Raw genomic sequence first — 22,738 nt, forward strand, 5'->3', positions numbered from 1 at the left:
TCGCTCGATTTTTTTACTCGCTCGGATAACGCCTCATGCACTCGCCTGAACATTGTTTTACTCGTTTTACTGCAGATACTTCTGGCTATGCATTGCCAATGTTGTTTACGTTTCCGTTCTACTACACGCCTCATCCCTTGTGTGTGTTGGCGGCAGAACAACTGCAACAGCATCTACTGACACAAACTGATTTCAACCATGATTTTGGTTTGCATCACGAGGAGGCAGGACGAGGCAAAATGTTTGGCGTCCTTGTGGTTGAAAATCCACAAGGACAACTCGGGTTTCTGAGTGCATTTTCAGGCAAAATAGCGGATCAAAATTTGCTGCCAAGTTTTGTTCCGCCTGTGTATGACATGTTGACTGATCAAGGATTTTTCCGCGCAGAAACCGACGCCATTAACGCCGCGAACATTCAATACAAAGCCTGCGCAGCAAACCCTGAACTTGCCGATCTCAAAGCGCAAATTCACGCTGACCGAGCGACCTATCAGCAAAAAGAGCTCGCGCAACGCCAAATAATGATTGAGGGCCGAGCCAATCGCAAACAGCAACGCCAACAGGCGAAGCAAACGCTCACTCCCGATACGCTCAAAACCTTACTTGACGACTTGGCGAAACAGAGTGTCGCCGAGAAAAATACGCTTAAGTATTTAAAGCAAGTTTGGGATGAAAAACTCTCGATTAAAGAGGCACGCTTGGCGGAGTTGGAACTGCAACTAGCACAGTGTAAAGAGCAACGCAAAGCACTTTCTAACGCTTTGCAGCACAAACTGCACCGGCAATATTGTTTCCTCAATGGTCAAGGGGAAACACGTGACTTGGTCGATATTTTCGCCGACACAACTAACCCCGTGCCACCAGCTGGTGCAGGCGAGTGCGCAGCGCCGAAACTGCTCCAATACGCGTTTAAGCACCACTTTAAACCCTTAGCTTTGGCGGAGTTTTGGTGGGGTGTCTCGCCAAAATCTGAAGTTCGCCAACACAAAAAGTTCTACCCATCATGCCACAGCAAGTGCCAGCCTATTCTAAGCCATATGCTGCAGGGACTGGACGTTGAACCGAACCCATTGGCAAAAAATTGGGCAGAAGATAAGGCACTGGAAATTATCTTTCAAGACGAGGCTATGGTCGTGGTCAGCAAGCCCTCTGGCTTGCTCTCGGTTCCGGGTAAAACCATTAAAGATTCTGCGTACACACGCCTGCAAGCGATGTTTACCGATGTGGAAGGGCCATTCGTCATCCACCGGCTCGACATGGCAACATCCGGTATTTTGGTGTTTGCCTTAACTAAGCGTGCGAACAAAAGCTTGCAAAAGCAATTCATCTCACGTGAAGTAAAAAAACGTTATATAGCGTTGTTAGAAGGTGAATTAACCCAAGCCGAAGGGACAATTTCACTGCCAATGCGAGGCGACCCAGACGATCGCCCGCGTCAATTAGTCTGCTTTGAACACGGCAAACCTGCGGAAACTGACTGGCAACTCATCGACGTCCAAAATGGCCACAGTAAAGTGTACATGTACCCTAAAACAGGTCGTACTCATCAATTACGTGTACACAGTGCCCACCACATGGGCTTAAACCTGCCAATGGTTGGCGATGGTTTGTATGGCGAAAAAGCCGACCGCCTGCACTTACATGCCGAGAGGTTGGAACTGGATCACCCATACAGCAAAGAGCGTATGCGATTCCAAGCCCAGTGTGCGTTTTAAACCAACGTCATTCTGCCCCAAACCTCCGATAGCAAAAAGGCACCAGTTAGCGTGCCTTTTTAGTATCATCATTCAGACGCTAGGCTTAACTCACCTTAAATTGAGTCCACACCTGTGAGCGCCAACGTCTCGCCATGATGATACCGCGTACCCATTCATCCAGAGCAATCGCCATCCATGCCCCCAGCACACCGTAGCCCATATGAATACCGAAAACATAAGAGAACACCACACCTAACCCCCACATACTCAGAATGCCCATTTGTACGGGAAATTTGATATCACCTGCACCTTTTAGCGCCGAAATAAAGACCAAGTTAAACACGCGTCCCGCTTCTAGAAGAATAGATCCCATCATTAGCGCTCCCGCCAAAGCCAAGATCTCTGGTTGGTCGGTGAACACGCTGAGAATCTCTTCACGGAACAAATAAATCAAACACGTCGCCACGGTTGATGCGGCAAAACCGACCAAGAAGTAGATCTGCACGCGTTTTAGAATGCTACTGACCCAACCTTTTCCGACGTAGTAACTGGTCTGGATTTGCGCAGCCTGACCAATCGCCAATGCAAACGCGAACGACAAACGCGCAATGTTTTGAGCGTAGGTAAACGCCGCCAGAGACGAGGTGCCCATTTGTACCACGAAGTAGACAATGCAGATCTGTGCCATATTGTAGGAAAGCACTTCGCCCGCGTTCATACCACCGATTTTAAGGATCCGTTTGTATACGTCTTTGGGTATTTTTTTGAGCGTCGACATTGGCAATTCAATGTTGCTTCGCGTCAAAATCACACCCAGTAAGAGCGCCCCAATCGCTTGGCTAATCACCGTCGCAACGGCGACGCCTTCAACGCCGTAAACTGGCAAACCAAATGGTTGATAAAGAGCAATATAGTTACCCACGATGTTGAACACACCAGAGATCAAGTTGACCACCATCGGTGAGCGCGAATAACCGTGACTGCGTAAAATCGTGGTGAACACTATACCGATGGTGACGTTGAACGTCATCGCACCGCTGATCAGTAAATACTCACGCGCGTACTGCTCAACTTGCGCTTCTAATCCATAATATGGCAAGAAGAACATCGCCCCACCCACCGCAAGCACACTCAAGAATATGCCGACAATCACGGACAATGCGATACTGGCGACACCAACATTGACGGAATCTTTCTCACGACCAGCACCGTTATATTGCGCAATCAGAATACCCGTACCGCTACTCACAAATGTCGATACGATGATCAGGAAAAAGGTTAATTGCGTAATTACCCCTACCGCAGACACCGCTTTGTCTGAGTAACTACTCAACATGAATACGTCACTGGTTCCCAAAGCCGTCCGTAGCAAAATTTCGACAAGTATCGGCCAAGCCAATGCCACGATGGACATACGTTGGTTGATATTTTGGCTTTTAGGCATGTGTTTTGACCTTTCCTAAACAGAAAGCTGCCCAACAGAATCCTGTGAGGCAGCTAACATTATTTACTTTACGCGCGGATTGTATATCTTTTGTACAAAATGTCACGCTGCTTTTCTAAGGGGAGAATGAACGTCCCCCCAACACCACAGCACGCTGTTTTTCGCACTGAACAATCAGCAGATCAATTTATTTTCATTCGCTGATAATAATAATTTTTTCTAGCTCTAAACCCGGCTTCACAAAATTAATATCCAAGGTATAGAACCCCGGTTCCAGCTTTACTTTTAACCCTTCTACCATGATCAGCTCACCATCAGTGCCATGCAATGGCAACGTCATGCTGAAATCCCCATTAAGGAACAAACTGCAAGAAGACTGAGCCAATGAATCACGCTGGTATTTCATCATACCGCTAAACTGGTAAACACCTTCTTCGGCCACTTCAAGCACCAACGAAGTATCCACTTTGGTATTAAGCACAATGTCTTGTTCCACCGAGTAGATATTCCCCAGCGGTCGCTGTGATTGCGCCACAAAAGTTTTAACTGGTTCGTACGCTTTGAGTGGACGGTTCATTACAGGCGCAGCCATGATAAAGCGGCAAATGTTCATCGCACTGCGTTGCAACTCACCAATCGTCAGTGTGCCATTGTCTAGCGCTGGCAAGGTGTCATCCCCCATTGCGTTCTTCTCTGCGCCATCGTTCTCCACTACCATGTAAAGATCGTTTTGCGCACGCACCATAAACGATGTGAAGGTTTTACTCTCGTCGCCCGCTTCAATGGGGTCATTCATTTTCGCCCACCAATCAGTCATCACAATGCCGGTAAAGCCCCACTCGTCACGTAAGATGGTCGTATTCAAATCATAATTAGAGGCCGCCCAATAACCATTAACAGGGTTATAAGAGGTCATAATAGTCGTGGCTTGACCGTATTTTACGGCCATTTCAAACGGCTTGATGTGAATTTCACGCAGCGCTCGTTCGGACATAACGCTGTCGACATCCACACGTGCGGTTTCCTGATCGTTCGCCGCGTAGTGCTTGATGGTGCCGGACACGCCTGCTTTGCTTAAACCACGAGTTTGCGCTGCCGCCATCATACCCGTCATCAATGCGTCTTCTGAGAAGTATTCGAAGTTGCGACCATTCAACGGATGGCGATGAATATTGATACCAGGACCAAGCAACGTATCAATCTGGTTTGCGCGCAGCTCCTGACCAATCAGAAAGAACAACTCTTCATTCAATACTGAGTTCCAAGTACAGCCAAGTAAGGTACCAATGGGGACTTGGGTCGCTTTATGACCACTGTCCATACGAATGCCGGACGGCCCATCTGCCGCGGCGGCGACAGGAATGCCCAACTCAAATAAACTATCAGACACACCACCAAACGCCGCTGCCGTTCCCGGTGTGACCTTCGGACTACACATGCCCTCTCCGCGTACAATCGTCGCAAGTTGCTCAGGTGACATCTGTGCGACAAAATCCTCAAGGCTCGCTTTACCTTGTTTTACATCCATCAACTTGATGCCTTGATTACCGACCATTTTAAGCGTGCGAGGCAGATTGGCTTGAATACGTTCCGCCATCGAGACCGAGCGCTGTGGCGTGGGTTCATGACTTAATAAATACGTGCCATTTTCATTTTTTTGTGCCGGTTTCATGCGTTCAAATTCATAAATGGGCGCACAGGCTTCACTCAACACTTCAACCACTAATAACTCTTCTAACTGGAATGTCGCTGCAACAAGCTTGGCGTTACGTACACTGTCGCCCAAATAGAACGCATAGCAGCCCGCTTCTAAAACATAACAATGACGATGTCCGGTTGCGCCGCTATCATCGTAAGAAGCCAGTGACGCCACAGGGACAGAAACTCGCACCAGCTCACTGGCTCCGGGCTGAAGCTCTTGAGTTTTGGCAAACCCTGCGAGCACACGAGCTGGCTTACCCAGCTTGCCTTGCGGCGCTTCCACATACAGCTGCAAGACTTCTTTGCTCGAAAACTCACGCCCAAGGTTGGTCACTTCCACATCGAAGTGAAGCACCGCCTCTGCACCCTGCTCTTCTGTGGTAAATTCAACTAAATCGCGGCTGAACTCGGTGTACGATAAACCTGCGCCAAACTCAAACTGCACCACTTCTGGATTGAAAGTTTCAAAGTAACGGTAACCCACGTAGATATCTTCTACATAAACATTGCGATCGTTACGCCCGAAGTTAGCCGAAGAGGGATAATCCGCAAGGTGATAAGCGATAGAATCAGTGAGTCGACCACTTGGAGATGTGTCACCAGAGACGATATCCGCCAAACCATGCCCCCCTTCCATTCCTGCGGCCCAGCTATATAACACCGCTTTGACTGATGTTTTACCCTCAATGCGGTTCAACCAAGCCATGTCCATAATATTGGTCACGTTCATCACCACAATCACATTCGAGAAATGGCGACTGACCTTGGTTATCATGTCCATTTCTTGCTCAGTCAAACGGTAACTGCCAGGCTCGTCGGCATTGTCTTGGTCTTCTCCTGCAGTGCGCCCAATGAACACCATGGCTTTGTTAGATTTCGACGCTGCTTTCGCAACCAAATCATCAGTAAGCGGCATTTCTTGTTGGAACCAAGGTTCCGCCGCCCAGCCACCACCGCCATCATCAAACGGATGTTCAGCAATCCAATCGTGATAAACCGCGACCAACTCTTCGTTCAAACGAATCTTACTGTTGGCACGTAACCCCTCTAAGGCGCTGATTGCATATGGCACATTAACCGCGCCACCCGAACCTGTTCCGCTACGATGAGTATCTATCTGGCAGCGGCCAAAAAGAGACAAGGTATCTTGCGCTCTCAAAGGGAGAACTGCGTCGTTATTTTTCAGAAGAACAATTCCTTCCGCTGCCGCTTGTCGGCTGACAGAGACGAGGTTCTTTTGCGCTTGGCTAATTTGTTTATTGTTCATACACAACCTCACAACCGTTAAGTTTTGTTTTTCTACGCGCGGTATGACATATCATCACGTCGCGCAAAGCGTTATTGGCATCGCTCACTTTGACCCACTTTAGGTGCGTTTTGGCGAGTAATAAAAACATCGTCAGCACAGCAAAAATGGATAAAAAACGCCGATGAATGTTCGTTTTGCTATGAGGAAATAGTATGCTGACTGAGTGCGTCATTCTACCAAAATGGCGACTGTAAAAAGGAATATCGCGACGTGAGTATCACCTACCAACTCAAAGCACACCAGAAGCACAGTCATCTCAAATTTGCCTACGTCGATGGGCACCATCATTGTGACTTTGCAGCGCATAAACATGACTTTTCTGAACTGTTTTTGGTCGTCAGTGGCAGCGGAAAACACACAGTAGCAGGGTATGAATACCCGCTTAGTAAAGGGGATGTATTTATTATTAATGGCGATATTGAACACGGATTTAGAGACGTAAATAGACTAAAAATCATCAACTTGATGTTCGACGCGCATACGCCCTTCTTTGAAATCCCGTCGATGCGCCAACTCTCTGGCTATCAAGCGATGTTCAAAGTGGAACCCATCGCCCGCCAAACCACAGACTATAAAGCCAAGCTCACCCTCGACCGTCACCAGATGCCAGCGATTGAGCGCCTACTCGCCGCATTGAAGTCAGAATACCAAGCATCTGAACCAGGATTTGAGGTAATGCTCACCAGCTTAATGCAGCAGCTAGTGATTGCCTTGGCTCGCCTGTATCAAAATCAAAGCCAAGAATTACCGCAAACCACCTTAGCTCTCAGTCGAGCCTTAGTGTTTATTGAACAACATTTCAGTGATGTGGGCGTTAACAGTGACGCCATTGCCAACGCGGCATTCATCAGTAAACGTCAGTTGGAAAGACTGTTTCGCCAATTTTTGGATACCTCGCCCAATCAATATTTACGAGAGGTACAATTGAATTACGCGACTAAATTATTGTGCGAAGCGAATGAGCGATCGGTGCAGCACATCGCCGAACAATGCGGATTTGCAGATAGTAATTACTTTTCGAAATGCTTTAAGCAGAAGTTTAATCATACGCCAAGGACTTATCGCTCTCTAACCCATGATAAAAACAAAGAGTTTAGGCCTTAATTGGCTACCAAATAAACGTTTGTCAATATGAAAAAAGCCGCTCTATGAGCGGCTGAATGAATAACTTCTATCACATCCATGCAACAAAAACAGATAAATGTCGTGAACTCTGTATGTTGCTAATTAATCAGAGTGACTCCCCCAAAAAGCCACTCTCAAGCAAGGCAATTTCTCCCGTTACTGCCCTCGAATTACCACCACATGTCTGCTTGAATACCAACCAGAAGATCGGCCTTATCACGCTCAGATCCATCTAGGTACGTTGCCAAAAAGCGGATTTCTGGCGCAGGACCAAACCCAGTAGGAACGACAACCGTTGGTGCAACAGTAAGTTTGTAGTTGGTTGCATCGTCTCCGGCACCATTCGCATCTTCCCACTTGTTGTATTGGAAACCAGCTTCAGTTGCGATGGAAAAGTTTTTTGATACTGGGAATGAAGGACGCACCATCGCTGATGCCCAACTGTCTTCACCACCATTATCAAGATCGTTGTACTGACCTTGAATAGAGTGGAAAACACTTACCCCGTTTTCAAAAAAGTAGCCACCCCAAACAAGGGCACGAGCTGACACATCGCCGCTGTCTACTTTTTTCATCTTTGACGGTCCTTCAAGCGCGCCGTTACCAGGCTTGTATGCGTTATAGGTTGTTAACGTACCACCAAGAAGTTGACCAGAGCCTAAACCTTTACCAACTTGAGCAATGTACTTAGTAAAACCTTTTTCAGACAAACCAAAGACTTTCTCTGAATGGACAATAGCGCTCACCTCCATACCATCGCTAGCATATTCTGTTCCATCAACAAAATTATCTGGTAGGTATTTGCCCATGGCGTGCAACTCGATACCGTCAAAATCAACACCAACATGGATTGAATGCATTGGGTTATTTGCATCCGTGGCCCAGAAATTACCTTCTGCATCATCACTTGCGATATAAGCGAAATCCCACTTGTTGCCACCCAACTCAATACCCTCAATACCAACACCAGTGCCCGACATGTCGGTATAGAAAAAGTCTGTCATAAAGATGTAATTATCTTTGCCATAAAAACGTGTACCACCCCATAGCGTACCGGTATCAGTCACCCCATCGAACTCAACAAACGTCTCCACCATACCGATGCTACTATTGGCCGCATCGGCATTAGTACCTAGCTGGTTGTTCCCGCCAGATTGTGCGTTATCCGCACCAGCGCGAGTTTTAATGCGAATTTTTTGGCCATCATCATTTTCAAAGTTTTTTTGCAGGGCGAGTTCGAAGTGATTATCCGACTCAATACCCAAACGACCCAAACGCTCTTTTGAAGCAGGGAACTTTGAACGTTTGAAATCATCGTTTTTACTGTACAGAGCACCTGCACGAAAATAGCCGTGGAACTCAAACCCATCAGATTTTTCAGCATGTACCACTGGTACGGCAGATAAACCTGCAGTAGCGACCAAGCAAGCAACAGTAAGTTTTGAAAGTTTCATATTAACTCCATCATTTCATTATTATATTCACGTTAAAGAAAGCGCTTTCTTTGGTGGGCAAAATTTTTTACCTAAACCTCTCAGTGATCACTTAGATTCAGCTCAAAAAGGCAGAAATAGCCTGAATCATCAATGAAGTTTCACTTAGAAGCACTTTTAAAAGGATTATATGAGCAAAAACTCACCATGAAAGTGATCAAACTCACCAAGAAAGCGCTTTCTCAGTGAGGGGGGTCACATTGTCAGTAACTAATAACAATCTGAATATTATTTCTGTAAATAATAAAAGCCTCAAAAACATGTTTGAGGCTTTTATATAATTTATCAAATCCAATTAAAGCAAACTTGATGTTACCACCAGACTTCTGCCTGAATCCCAACGATGAGATCAGACTCTGTCTCTCCATCAACAATGTTCGTCCAAGAATCTGACAAGTAGGTCGCAAACATTCGTATTTCAGGAGCAACCCCAAGAGATGTGGGTAGAATCACTGTAGGCGAGATGGTCGCTTTGTTTTGTGTCCAAGACCCGCCATTCCAATTGTTATAGACATACCCAACCTCGCCCTGTAGATAAAAGTGTTGGCTAATAGGCATGGTTGGACGAACCATTGCGGACACCCAGTAGTTGTATCCCCCATCAGTTCGTGCGTCTCCTTCTGCCATATCATTGTACTGTGCCTGAATAGATGGAAATAGGCTCACGCCATTTTCAAAGAAGTATCCACCCCAAAGCATTGCACGAGCCGAGGTATCATCCTCTTCTAACTGGGTTAACAGATAGCTTGCCTGTCCATCTGCCCCCCAGTCACTATGCTGACCCTGCGCGAGCGAACCGGGATGGTAGGCGTTATAGTCCGTTATAGTTCCTCCGAGCAGGTTGCCTGCGCCCAGCCCTTTACCAGCTTGGATAATAATATTGGAGAAACCGTTACCTGGTATGCTAAAAAAACTGCTTAAGTTGTAGGTTGCGGTCAAATCAAAGCCCATTTCCGCCCACTCATTACCCGCTCTGTCCCAGTTGTCTGGCATCGCCTTCAACAACCCCGACAGTTTTAAGTTACCGAAAGTCGAACTAATATTCACAACATGAAGCAAATTATTCAGGTTGGTCGCGTTGTTTCCGATTTCTGCCGGATCCGTCTCCCAACGGTCAATATCCTCATCTACTCGGTCACTCACTATATAAGCAAGGTCCACCAATGAATCCCCAAGTTCATAACCTTGTATACCAAGGCCTGTACCGGACATATCATGATAGAAAAAGTCTGTCATGAAGATGTAGTTATCTTCTTTACCGTATTCGCGGCGTCCGGCCCATAATGTTCCGGAGGGTGTGATACCGTTTAATTCAAAGTACGCGTTGCCGATCCCCGCTTCTACTGAGTCAGCACTTGAGGTCAGTGCTGACTCATCTCCACGTTTACTCACCCCAAAGTGAATGTTGAAATTTCGTCCATCATCAAAATCCCATCTGCTGACTAAGTTAGCGTTATAGTCATTGTCGGCCTCAAGTCCAAGTCGTCCCAAGGTTTCTTTCTGCCCTGCATAATTTGAACGTTTAAAATCGTTTTCAGAACTCAACATAATGCCCGTTCTGAAGTATCCATGAAATTCAAACCCTTCGGTTTGATTAGCGTTGGCAAGATTCGGTATTCCCAGTACAGTAGCTATACACATTGCGGCAGTTGTTATTCTCATCATTACCTCTTATCATTTAGAAAGCGCTTTCTTTTGATTTTGAAAGAAGCGTCAATTGATGTATCAATTATCACGTTATCGCTCGAGACGAATGTTATCGAAGTAAGCCGTCATCGGTTGTAGCGGCTCGATGACTAACAGATTTTTTACTTTGCTGAAGTTTATCGTGTTGCCGGGTGCAAATCGGTTACCGTTATTGCTTATATCTGAAAGTTTGATTCTGACTTCGTGCCACTTTTCACTCTCATTAAGAGGCACAGAATAATCCCCTACAGTAGGCCAACCGCTGTCAATTTTAACTAACAACTCTGAGCCATTAGTGTTGCCTTTCGTTTTCAAATCAAACACTAACTCACCATCCGAAGCCCAATCACTCAGATCCACTTCCGGTGAGATCAAAAACGCGTTACCGGTGTTGCCAGTTTTGGTGACTTTCATCACCTTGCCGCGTTCAGCAAGATCTTCATAACTGACAACGATGTTTTTCTCCGGGTCGTAACCACTCAAGATCAAGTGCTTATTCAACGCTTCTTCAAAAATAGAGAGTTGCTCACCTTTACCATAATTCGCATCAGGAACAATGATGAGTGGTGCACTATTCCCTTCAACAAACTTCGCTTCTTCTGATACGGTTGCGCAACCTTTACCCGTTTCAGGATCAACAGAGCATTGGAATACACGCACATAATCGACTGCCATGGTCTGTGGGAAAATACCGTGGTCAATGCCTTTTTCATTGGTATTCCCAGCCCACGATCCCCCAACCGCTAAATTCAACAGAAGATGAAAGCGTTCATTAAAAGGCGCAGGTGCCTCTGCCGTTACGAGCTGCCCATTATCTTTATACTGGGCATACCACCCCTCCTGACGCTGCGTAGCATAGTGACTATTATCGACATACCAGCGGATTTCTCCCTCTTCCCACTCAATCGCATAAGTGTGAAAACCATCAGAGGGGTTTAGATCATTGGGTAAGTGAAATTGAGTGCCAGAGTGAACGTTTTCCGGCCATTGCCGACCATAATGCAAGCTGCCATGAATACGCGATTCACTATCACCTGGCTGGGCCCCCTTTTCATCTGACTGAGTTTTTAGATTCACCGCTTCTACAATATCTATTTCTCCAGAGGCAGCCCATGTTCCATAAACATTGTCTGACGGTAACATCCAAATGGCAGGCCAAGTGCCTTGCCCGTATGGCAAGCGAGCCCTAATTTCAAACCGACCGTATTTCCAGTCACCTTTATTAAGAGTGCGTAAACGCGCAGAAGTGAAAGGCAGAGTCGCTTTGCTACGCATGTCTCCATCGGGGTTGTTGGCTCCGGTATAGCTGCCTTCCTTGGCCACAATATGGAGCACGCCGTCTTTCACAAATGAGTTTACTTTCCGCTTGGTATAACACTGCTTCTCGTTATTACCCCCACCCCAGCAATTCTCTTCATGACTCCATTTAGACTGATTAATTTCATTGCCTTCAAATTCATCAGACCATATTAGCGACCAACTTGGATCGGGAGTGCCCGTAGGGTCAACGAACTCACTTGCGCTAAACGTCACTGGCTCGCTGGTAGACTGACAACCTGTCAATGCCATCAATAGTGATATCGACATTAACGATAATTTAGGTAACGTCTGTTTTTTCACGTTAACTGACTTAATTTGCATCATTTTTGACCATCTCGTTTTAATTTTCGCTCGGAAAGTTGATTTAAAATTGATAGATAACGACTGACTCTAATGCGTGTTCACGCACAGCCATCATGCTGCTGTGAATCATCTACGCCGCTTGATGAGTGCAATAGCTATCTTCCTGATTGCTCGAACAACGAATAGTTAAGGAGCTCTTTGCCACTTCTTGCATCAAAGACCCCCGCATCTTAAATGTCTCTTAGATAACTATTCGAACCACGAAATATTTCGAATTTGGATCTCCGATTCCGTCAGCCCTGAGTTCGTGGTGTTATGCACAACGAATGGCTGGGCAATTTTGGTCAGGTCCGGCGCACCAGAAAACTCACTAATGTCAACATCAACGGTCTGCCACTCGGTGGTTAACTGGCGGCCACCTTCGTTAAAACGAATGGTGTGGTTGGATGCCCACTCTCCCCCAGTGTCAGACTGGAACCCGATCCCAAAACCAAACTCGGCCAGAGGTTTGCCCCCCTCGGTGTAGCTTCGAATGTCAAACTTAAGTGTTTTAATGTTGCTGAAGTCACGCACAGTGTCATCACCAATATGCGCCCCCCACCCCCAGTCTTTCGCACTATCTGGCAATGTCGCTACAGTCAGTACGCCATCATCATCAATGCCAGCCCAAGAGGTACCTTCCCATGCGATCGCACTCGCGCCGCTGAACAGGCTTGCACCAAGCACTTTAAATTCGCCCTCCAAAGGAGGTTGCTCCACAGGAGCAAAAGGCGGTGGCTGCACGTCTGCCAACAGCGTTTCCAGTACTCCGCCATAACTCGCCGAAAATGCGCAGTCACGCGTTAGGCCTAGTTCATTTAACGTTTTTACTTTGTCCCAAGCGGTGTACTTCACGTGGCAATCGATATCAATCAAACCGAAATGCTGCTCTGAGTGCCCGTTATTAGCAGCATCTCCTTTCCACGGCTCATCAAAAGCTTGAAAGAAGAACAGGGAAACCCCTGAATTATTGGAAAAATCTCGCATGTCATCGTAGAAGAGCTTCTGCTTGTATTCATCCGCTGCCTGAGTACCATCGTCGCCATAAGCTTCGTTAGAGAAGGTAGACCACCCGGTTTCCCCGATATGAATAGGTTTACTTGGGTCGACATCATGGATAAATTGTTGCGCTGCAGCATATTGCTCTAAGGAATGAACGTATGCTTTATCCATCGCGGTGGCAATTTGCTCTTCCTTAGTAAGCCCCTGATCTTGCTCAGAAACCTTCCACTCCTCACTTAACTCCGGATGCCATTTCGTATCGTGGAAAGCGTAAGTATGTAAAGACACATAATCCACCGCTTGAATCAGAGCTTTTAAATCGCTTTGTTCGTTTTGGTTACCGTTCGCGTCTATTCCTGCCCATACCGCCCAGTTGTCAGACGTCGTAATCCAAAGGTTTTGAATACTCTCGTGCGCTTGCTTCCAACTCTGCAAATCATTGACGTGATCTAAGATGATCGAAGGATGAACCTTATAAGAAGATGCCCAATCAACCATCGCCTCGTTACCGACTGCAACAACTTTGACGATATCTGGGTATTTTAGAGCCAACTCTTTAGCCTTGGCGATTTCTAAAGCGTTATTGGGAGAGTCCACGCTAGAGTCAATAGGGTTGCCTGTCCATGAGTTCAAAGCGTCAATCCAAACACCTAACATCACGTACATTTCAAAGCTCTTGCCATCAGCCTCGGCTTGATCTTTTAACAGGCGTATCGCAGCCAAAAGGTTTTCAGTATTACTTTGGCCGTCTGTTCCTTTAAAACCCTGCGTATTATAAGTACGCACCATTTTGATACCCATTGCCGAGAGTATCTTCATATCTTCGAGATGCTGTGCCACTGAAGGGACAGTATCACCATCAGTACGTGCTCTTTCCCTCCACGCACCGTATGAAATCGCCTGATATTCAGGGTTACCCAATAAAGGCTTGCCAGAATCAGAGACTGGGTAGTTTTTCGGTTGAGGCTGATCAAGCAATCCATAACCTTCATGACGAACGTTATCCCAATAAACGACCCTATCCACCCCGCTGTTGCCAAAATCAAAGAAAACGCTCTTCTTATTAAAAACAAAGCTTGGATTTAGTTCACCGCCTTTTGGTTGGGTGAAATCAAAGGTCAATTGCTCCCATTCATTCGCCTTTGTCGTTCTCACCTCAGCCTCGACAAATTCGTTGGCATTGTTGGCATTTTCCACTTTGAACAACACAGGAATATCCACTGCCGATGAATAGACCCACATGGTTATTTGACTACGTTTTTCACTAAGTTCGAGAGTTTTTGAATCAGGTAGCGTGGTACCAGCCCATATTTCTGCTGTGGTAGGCTTAGTTGTTTTGATCACGGTTCCCAAAGGTTTGACCACCAGCGAACTCGCTGGCGCCACACTATCAGGATTAATTGCGTTGACTTCAGTAACCGCGCCTCCAAACGAGAGATGCTCACCAGACAATAATTCCAGTTTATAATCTGGTGAAACAGATACCGTCACGCTATCGCCACTATCTTCGCCTCCAGGAGGATCAGTAATGATATTTTCTTTGAGGCTTTCATCACCACAGCCTATAAGCGCAAGGGTAATCGCTGAACATAACGCCGCCTTGGCAAATCGAGACCTCTGATTAGTTACTCTCATGCTATCTTTCCTTTTATTTTATTCACTCTTTCATTTCACTTTGCCCCAAAAAGAAAGCGCTTTCTTTTTGGGGCAAAAAAATAGACTTCTTAGAAGTTACATAACTAGAAGAAGACTAATGAGAATCGAGCCGCTCCTTTCTCAAATACTTTGGTATGTGGTAGCTCTAAGGCTCATTTTTTATTCTAGAAATAAATAACCGCATAAAATGTGAGCACACACGTTAAGAAAGCGATTTCTTATTGTAATGATCACATTTTAAGCAATTGTCTTAGAGGAAAATTTAGGAAAAATTTTGGCACCAGTTCGTGCATAAATTTATTAAGATATCTAGGCGTTCAATGCCGTTGCAGGTAAGATAACCACTAGATTAATCCGTTTTACATTAGAGGGCACCCCGTTGATCACAATTAAAGAAGTCTCTGAGTTGGCCAAAGTGTCTCAATCCACGGTGTCGAGAGCAATCAACGGCCACCCAACGGTAAAAGAAGCGAATCGTAAAAAGGTCTTTGAGGCGATTGAAAAGCTTGGCTACAAACCGAACGCGTTTGCTCAGGCTTTAGCGTCGAGCCGCTCCAACAGTATTGGTATGCTGGTTGGTTCGCTTGATGGTCCTTTCTATGGTCCACTCATGCACCACGCTGAAAATACGGTTCGTCAGCATAACATTCATCTTATTGTCACCAGCGGTCAAGAATCCCACAGTAAAGAACAAGATTCGATTAATTTTCTGTGCTCAAAGCGAGTGGACGGGCTGATTATTCACTCAGATACACTCTCCGATGATGAGCTCATCGACGTGATTAAAGAAACACCGGCCACCATCCTTCTCAACCGCTATATTCCTGAAGTCGCGGATAAGTGCATCTACATTGATAATGAACTTGGCGGCTACCTAGCAACCAAACATTTGCTAGAGCACGGGCACACCAAAATAGCTTGTATTACCGGCCAACTGAGTAAAATTGACAGTCGTGATCGTCTCCAAGGTTACCGTAACGCCTTAGCCGAGCACGGTATTGGCTATGATGCCAATCTTATCGTCGAAGGACGTTTCGACCATGACGGTAATCACGATGCAGCGCGACGTTTGTTAGCGCGCGACCCAGAAATCAGCGCTATTTTTTGCCAAAATGACAATATTGCACTGGCCGTGTATGACGTTGCTGTAGAGCTAGGATTGAGCATCGGCGAGCAGCTTTCTGTCGTCGGCTTTGATAACGATACCCACAGTCAACATATTCGCCCACGTCTGACTACTGTTAACTTCCCAGTGCAAGAGATGGGATGTGAAGCGGCCAAAGGGGTAATGGCGATGGTCAAAGAACAAACCTACCCGCTCAAGCACAAACTGATGCCACAATTAGTGATACGAGATTCGGTTGGAGTACACGCCTAAAATCGATTGACTTGTCGAGGTTCAATACAACCGAAAAGATCAACAGCCCTCTCCTCCATATTTTGTTTTTTGCAAAAAAAAAGACCTCAAGCAAAAGCTTGAGGTCTTGGTTATCAACCCACTCTCTAGACGCGCAGTCGTGCCTGAGGGATAGACACCAACACTTTTTCTATCTCACCGCTACGGGAGAAAAGTTTTGAACAAACTGCTTGAGGCAGTGTTAGTTGATCGAATGTCATAACATTGCCGTCCACCAGACAAACCTCGATGTTGGCTTGTGTCTCTGATTCAACCAGTTGATAAATCACTGGAACCTGACAATAAGTAAAGGCCAATTGTCCCGACTCGATGATATAACTGCGGGCTTCACCACGGACCGTCTGGAATGTGAACGGCTTCGGTGACGTAAGAAACTCGCAACGCTTAAGCAAACGCGGCTCGATGTGCACCTGACCTGCGTCAACCATTAGGCCTAACTCTATAAACCGAGTGATCACTTCTTCTTTCACTTGCCCTGTCATCCCAGGTTGCTGAGCGCCAGCGTGTTTTGGGGTATGGGAATACGGGTCGGTTGGAAACGCACCATAGTTTTGTGGCGTTTTGTTAAAACCAATCCCTTCACGGACTCGGTAATAGTAATCTGCCAATTGTTGGGTCTCAGTACTATTAGGATCCAACTCTCGTGCCATCAGATAGTTTTCTTGTACTGCCAGTAACAGCTTAGAAACCATATGCCAGTAGATACAGCCTAATCCTTCATAACCAAACATGGTTCCTGAGCGACCAGTAAAAGCTTTATGGTTGAAGATGTCTTCATATAACACTTCAATATTTTCCCACTCTTCATCGCTCGTCTGTGGGTAATCGACACGTAACGACTCAATCTTCGCCTTGAGATAACCGCTATTCTCTAGGCTTGCATGGAAATGGTATTGGCCGAGCTCGTCTAAGTTAACCAAACGCTGATCATTATTCGCCACCATGGCGTTTAATACGGCATTCGCTTTGACCTGTTCCTCGGTGACGCAGTTTTTGTCCATAAAATGGCTCAAATCGCGATCTGGGTACAGCATGAAGCTGTGTTGATCTTCGCGGTACATCTCACTGGCAAACAGGTTATCTAATAGCTTCACTGCTTGACTTGGTGTCAGTATCCCTGCACTCAATGCCGCCACTTGTCCTTCTAACATCGGATACAACTCTTCAACATGAAGACTCTCAGCCGAATAAGTCAAAATGTTATAGGCATTGTATAGGCCATCTTGTCGTAGATTATTGGTAATACTCGCATCGATCACCGTTAAGCTGACATCCAACAGTTGCTTAATGGCTGAAAACTCCACCGTTGTTTTACCCGAGAAACCATTAACGCGATACACGCGCTGACGGAAGTCTTCCGCCGCTTTTTCAAGTTGGGTAAGAATCGCTTTACGGGTTTGACGTGTTACGGTTTCTTGACGAATCTCTTTGGCTGCTTCAGATAAAATACGCGTAGTCGATGATATCCACTCAAACACTTCTTTCGACATACTCACTCGTGTAGGCGCATCCTCGAGCAATTGCTGTAAGAAAGCGACATAACGGCGCATGTAGTAGAGTGTGACCATTGATAAGCCATTGCCCACAATCGCGTTATTGGCGTCATTCCATTCTGGTCGCTGAGTATTAAGCCAAATACCACCGTCGAGCACCAAGTTACTCAGCTTCGCCAGTAATGGAACCAGGACTTTCTCGGTGAGGTTAACCATGTAAACATTTTGGTTACTATCGAGAACTAAGCGGCCATCACTGCCCATGAGCTCTACTCGCTGCTCGATCCGCTGCTGCAACTCGTCATTGAACGCGACAGTATCTTTTGGATTGGCAAACAATTTATCAACATCACACAGCTCGTAAGGCACGTTGGCGTAGCTGAACATGTCCGTCTGCATTAGTGCGAGTAAATCATCGCGTTGGTACTTATTCGCTAACTCAAGAAACTTAAGTAAATAGATGATCTGATGATCGCCCCAATAACCGATATTGCTCCAAGGATCGTCCGGCTCAAGCAGTTCCCAATCAATGCCATCTTTAGTGATTCGATATGGGTTATAACCATCCATCGTCGATGCATTAACAAATTTCGCTAGGAATGACTGAATAAACTCTGGGTAGCTAAGGGCAATCGCCTCCCAATTCTGGAAAATATCGCGCCAGTTGCCTTGGTAAGACAGTAAGCGCTCACCATTTTCATTCTTCAACTTAATTTCATAATGGTTCCAAGGGCGACTTGGATCCCCATGACGACGACCGAAAGTCAGCGGTAAGTACTCATAAGCGAGGCGGATCAGCTGCGAATCACCACTCTCTTTTGCTAATGAGACTAGCTCGGTATGAGTAAACTCCTCAGGCAGATCAGTAAACAGGTTAGCGTGTCGCTCGTAAACACCTTGATTGGCGTTACGAATTGTTGCCAGCACATCTTTTTTATCGAGGGCATAGTTGTTTTCAAACACCCCGCCGCGCATATTGTTAAATAATACATTGGCGTAGTGATGAACACTCGTCGCTTCTTCCGCCGTCACTTGCCAAGCATCAGCACCTGACATCAGACTGATCAGTTCCTGCTGGTTAGCAGCAATACTTTGCGAGACTCGCTGCTCCATGTTGACTGGCTGAGCAAGCTGGTTACGTAGTTTATTGATATCAGAGTGATTTTTATCAATATCAGCGACAATCAACCAAGACTTACTTTGGTTCGACTCCAACTTAATCGACTTATGGATCAAGTAGCTACCACGCACGCCTTTGGTCAACGACTCGTTACGTAGCTCACTTCCCTTGCGAAACGCGTTTAGCTGCTCACTGCTAAGCAAACGCTGGCCGTAGTCATTATCGACGCTGAATATCGTGGTCGCGAGTAGAGATTCAGCTGGCTCAGCTCGGTCACTCAGTTTGGCGTACATGGTAAATAGGGCGAGAGAACTGCCTTCAAGCAACTCATTCCACTTATATGCATCTACCAGAGCACTGCGGGTTTGCAATGCCGCCAGCGGCGCACCAGAAGGCAGCACGTTTTGTAGCCCGTCAACCAGCTCAATCTGACGTGTCTCGCCCGCGAGATCAACCAGTTCGGCACGGCGTATAAAACCGAACTCTTCACTCGTGCTCCAACTGTATTGAAATTTGAGCTTTAACGTGTGGTTAATCTCTTCAAAGACGATCTTATCACCAACGGTATTTTTGTATAAATGACGTTCAGTTTGGTATAACCCATCGTGATGGCGGTTAAACGGTTCCCACATTGCCACGTTGTTTTCAGACGCAATTTTGATGATGGTTTTTGAGCCCGTGTTTTCCGCACTCTCATGAATGTGGTCAACCGACTTGTAAGGAAACAATGCGTTCTCCGGACGGATACGGCCCGCTGATAGACTCCCAGTCGATGAGATAAACAACCAATGGTCACTTGATGACACGACGCTGATAAAAAACGGATTCATCTGGTCGACATTGGCAATCTTGTAATAACGCTCGCCGTCTAAATCGACAAAACCACCTTCTACGGCATGGCTAGAGTAATTTGCAAAATTCATACTATTCTTTCCAATAATTTTATGAAAGCGCTTTCTTTTCTCGCTTTTTTTATAAACTAGTTTCGCTGTTTTAACCTAAGTGATGACAACGCGCGTAATGATTTTCCCCGACCTGGCTCGCCTCAGGTAGTGTCTGCACGCACACTTCGGTCGCCTTCAGACAACGACTTGCAAACGGGCACCCCACGCTGCTTGGCTTCCATTGTGGAATATCCCCTTTCTTAGCCATTAGCTCACGTTTTCCGCCGTGACCCACTTCCGGCACGGCTGACAGTAAGAGTTGTGAATACGGATGCTGCGGATTCTGAGTAACGCTATCGCTATCGCCCCACTCCACCATATGCCCAACATACATCACCGCCGTTTTTTCAGCGAAGTAACGAGCGGTGGCAATGTCGTGGGTAATATACATAAACGAAATGCCGTGTTTGTCTTTAAGATCTGACATCAGGTTTAAAATGCCAAGCCGCACTGATACATCCAGCATAGAGATAGGTTCATCGGCTAAGATTACCTCTGGATCAACCGCAATCGCTCGAGCTATCGCGACACGCTGTCGCTGACCGCCGCTGAGTTCGTGTGGGAACTTTTCTGCGGTTTCTTTTACTGGTGATAAGCCGACTAGATCGAGCAATTCATAAACCAGTTTAGGAATGGCTTCTTTCTCTGCACGCTGATGGATTAACAGCGGACGAGCGATATGGTGATAGATCGTATGTACCGGATTCAACGAGCCAAACGGGTCTTGGAAGATCATCTGCACCTGACGTGCATACTCCAACTCACCGTGATTTTTAATATAGTCGCTCAGCGCTTCGCCTTTAAACGTTACATCACCGTCAGTTTTATCGTAAATACGCGTCAAGATCCGTGCACCAGTGCTTTTGCCTGAGCCAGACTCACCAACAATGGCGAGAGCTTCACCTTTACGTAGCTCAAATGACACGTTGTTCATCGCGCGCATGAGGTTATTTTTCGAAGAGTGTCCGACCGGAAAATCTTTCACTAAATTCTTGATTGAGAGAATCACTTCTGGGTTTGTTACATTATCCATTTATCCCTCCCGATTAAATTAAATGGCAAGACACGAGGTTGCCGTTGTGCGCATCGACCAAATTGGGTTCGCTTTTTTGACACTTTGCTATGCATTCTTTACAACGTGCTTGGAAATTACACCCCTGAGGGAGCTTAAGTAAGTTCACAGGATTGCCGGGAATACCATATAAACGCTCTTTCGGCCCATGAATGGTTGGGAAAGAGGAAATCAAGCCTTTGGTGTAAGGATGCTGTGGGTCACCAAAGACCTTACTCGCATCACCTAGCTCAACTAAGTTACCGGCGTACATAACGCCTATGCGGTCTGCAATTTCTCCCATCAAACTCAAGTCATGACTAATGAATAAAATCGAAAAGCCGAACTGACTTTTAAGCTCGTACAGCTCATTGAGAATTTCACGTTCTACCACCACATCTAAAGCCGTGGTTGGTTCATCCATGATGATCAATTTCGGCTCTAAGACCAGTGCAATGGCAATCACGACACGTTGACGCATTCCGCCACTCAATTGGTGCGGGAAGCTCGCCATACGGTCACCGTGAATACCAACGATACCCAACAACTCGACCGCACGCTTATGAGCCTGTTTATACGTCACTTTGCGATGAGTCAGAATCACATCAGTGAGCTGTTCTCCGATGGTGATCACTGGATTGAGCGAGTTCATCGCACTCTGAAAAACTATTGATACATCATTCCAACGGAAATCACGCAGCTGTTTGTCGTTCATCTTTAGTACATCTTGACCTTGGTATAGGATTTCTCCTTCAGAGATCAAGGCAGGGGCTTTGTGCAAGCGAGAAATGGCAAACGCCAAGGTACTTTTACCGCAGCCCGACTCACCCGCGATACCAAGAGTCTCGCCCGGTGCGATTGAAATGCTCACGTCATTAACCGCGCGAGCAATACCATTAGGGGAGATATAATCCACGCATAGGTTGTTAATTTCTAATAGGTTACTCATCTTAGACCTCGGCGTTTATCAGCTTCTTTTTTTAGTTTGTGCCACTGTTTGATGTGTGGGCCAGTACGAAGTTTTGGGTTACTCACTTGGTCAATCGACATGTTAATCAGTGCCAATGCACCACCTGTGATGGCTAAGGCCATTGCAGGGACTAGCATTTCCCACCAAGCGCCGGTGTAGAGCGACGATGACGTCTGTGCCCAATACAGCATGGAACCCCAACTGACTTCGGTTGCGTCACCTAAGCCAAGAATACCTAAACCCGCTTCGGCGCCCATGGCGTAAATCACGGTCCCTAAGAAGCCACCAAATACGATCGACACTAGGTTCGGTAAGATTTCGACTAAAATGATGCGGATTTTCGACTCACCCATGACTTCTGCTGAGATGATGAATTCTTTGCTGCGGATCGCCATGGTTTGCGAACGAATCACCCTCGCCCCCCAAGGCCAAGAGGTTATCCCGAGCAATATGGTGATGACTAACGATCCGACTTGGCCAAGAAAAGCCGCCAGTACAATCAACAAAGGCAGTTGTGGGAATACGAGGAACACGTTGGTCAAGAAATTTAAACGCTCATCAATTTTTCCACCAAAATAGCCTGAAGACACACCGATGATCACCGCTAGGCTCATCGCAATGATGCCCGCTGACAGCGCGACACTCAGTGATTTACGCGCGCCATGGAGCACTTGGCTATAAACATCACGACCACTTCGCGTCGTGCCCAAAATATGTTCTGCGTTCGGAGCGACGTGAGGCCTGGCGACTCGGCGCTCAGGATCATGCGTTGCTAGTGACGATGAAAAAATGGCACCAGCTAAGACTATCGAAAGTAACAAACCACCGATAATGGCTGGCGGGTTGCCGTAGAAAAAGGCATAAACTTTGCCAAAGCTTTTCTTGATTCGTCGCCAAGAGAATCGTGGGTCGGATGTCATTTGTTCAGCAGCCTCAGAAGATGTTGAATTAGTGATTAATTTGTCCAT

The 22,738-nt window shown here is 46.4% G+C and carries 13 protein-coding genes; 3 read left to right on the forward strand and 10 right to left on the reverse strand.

Going from position 1 to position 22,738, the window contains the following annotated elements; translation table 11 throughout:
- Positions 1-35: 35 nt before the first annotated feature.
- Positions 36-1,715, forward strand: coding sequence for an RluA family pseudouridine synthase (locus ATG66_RS05645; RefSeq protein WP_098414370.1), 1,680 nt, complete (start codon positions 36-38; stop codon positions 1,713-1,715).
- Between the two features lie 85 nt (positions 1,716-1,800).
- On the opposite strand, the gene ATG66_RS05650 is transcribed toward ATG66_RS05645, so the two are convergent.
- Together ATG66_RS05650 and ATG66_RS05655 are read right to left on the reverse strand one after the other, a co-directional pair.
- Entirely contained in the window at positions 1,801-3,141 is a 1,341-nt protein-coding gene (locus tag ATG66_RS05650) for an MATE family efflux transporter (protein ID WP_098414371.1), read from the reverse strand.
- 193 nt (positions 3,142-3,334) lie between these two features.
- On the reverse strand, positions 3,335-6,109 hold the full coding sequence (locus ATG66_RS05655) for a glycoside hydrolase family 3 protein (protein WP_098414372.1): 2,775 nt from the start codon (positions 6,107-6,109) through the stop codon (positions 3,335-3,337).
- 252 nt (positions 6,110-6,361) lie between these two features.
- On the opposite strand from ATG66_RS05655, the gene ATG66_RS05665 reads away from it, so the two are divergent.
- The gene (locus ATG66_RS05665; RefSeq protein WP_098414374.1) at positions 6,362-7,255 is read left to right on the forward strand and encodes a helix-turn-helix domain-containing protein; all 894 of its coding nucleotides are present in this window, start codon (positions 6,362-6,364) and stop codon (positions 7,253-7,255) included.
- 191 nt (positions 7,256-7,446) lie between these two features.
- On the opposite strand, the gene ATG66_RS05670 is transcribed toward ATG66_RS05665, so the two are convergent.
- From ATG66_RS05670 to ATG66_RS05685, 4 genes are all read right to left on the reverse strand, one after another.
- Positions 7,447-8,730 (reverse strand): carbohydrate porin, encoded by a 1,284-nt coding sequence (locus tag ATG66_RS05670; protein ID WP_098414375.1) that lies wholly within the window; start codon positions 8,728-8,730, stop codon positions 7,447-7,449.
- A gap of 351 nt (positions 8,731-9,081) precedes the next feature.
- Entirely contained in the window at positions 9,082-10,410 is a 1,329-nt protein-coding gene (locus tag ATG66_RS05675; protein ID WP_257145719.1) for a carbohydrate porin, read from the reverse strand.
- 96 nt (positions 10,411-10,506) lie between these two features.
- Positions 10,507-12,099, reverse strand: a complete 1,593-nt coding sequence (locus ATG66_RS05680; RefSeq protein ID WP_257145720.1) for a family 16 glycosylhydrolase — start codon at positions 12,097-12,099, stop codon at positions 10,507-10,509.
- A 228-nt stretch (positions 12,100-12,327) separates the two neighbouring features.
- A complete protein-coding gene (locus ATG66_RS05685; protein WP_098414377.1) occupies positions 12,328-14,754 on the reverse strand; it encodes a hypothetical protein in 2,427 nt (808 codons plus the stop codon).
- A gap of 400 nt (positions 14,755-15,154) precedes the next feature.
- Between ATG66_RS05685 and ATG66_RS05690 the strand changes: the two genes are divergently transcribed.
- Positions 15,155-16,153, forward strand: a complete 999-nt coding sequence (locus ATG66_RS05690; protein ID WP_098414378.1) for a LacI family DNA-binding transcriptional regulator — start codon at positions 15,155-15,157, stop codon at positions 16,151-16,153.
- A 125-nt stretch (positions 16,154-16,278) separates the two neighbouring features.
- Here ATG66_RS05690 and ATG66_RS05695 read toward each other — a convergent pair whose 3' ends face one another.
- From ATG66_RS05695 to ATG66_RS05710, 4 genes are all read right to left on the reverse strand, one after another.
- Entirely contained in the window at positions 16,279-19,728 is a 3,450-nt protein-coding gene (locus ATG66_RS05695) for a hypothetical protein (RefSeq protein ID WP_098414379.1), read from the reverse strand.
- 70 nt (positions 19,729-19,798) lie between these two features.
- Positions 19,799-20,782 (reverse strand): ABC transporter ATP-binding protein, encoded by a 984-nt coding sequence (locus tag ATG66_RS05700; protein ID WP_098414380.1) that lies wholly within the window; start codon positions 20,780-20,782, stop codon positions 19,799-19,801.
- Positions 20,783-20,795: 13 nt separating this feature from the next.
- A complete protein-coding gene (locus ATG66_RS05705) occupies positions 20,796-21,749 on the reverse strand; it encodes an ABC transporter ATP-binding protein (RefSeq protein ID WP_098414381.1) in 954 nt (317 codons plus the stop codon).
- Positions 21,746-22,738: an ABC transporter permease gene (locus ATG66_RS05710; RefSeq protein ID WP_098414382.1), complete on the reverse strand. Its 993-nt coding sequence runs from the start codon at positions 22,736-22,738 to the stop codon at positions 21,746-21,748. The genes ATG66_RS05705 and ATG66_RS05710 overlap by 4 nt, the downstream gene beginning before the upstream one ends.

This window comes from Vibrio sp. ES.051, from assembly GCF_002563795.1.
Lineage (GTDB): Bacteria > Pseudomonadota > Gammaproteobacteria > Enterobacterales > Vibrionaceae > Vibrio.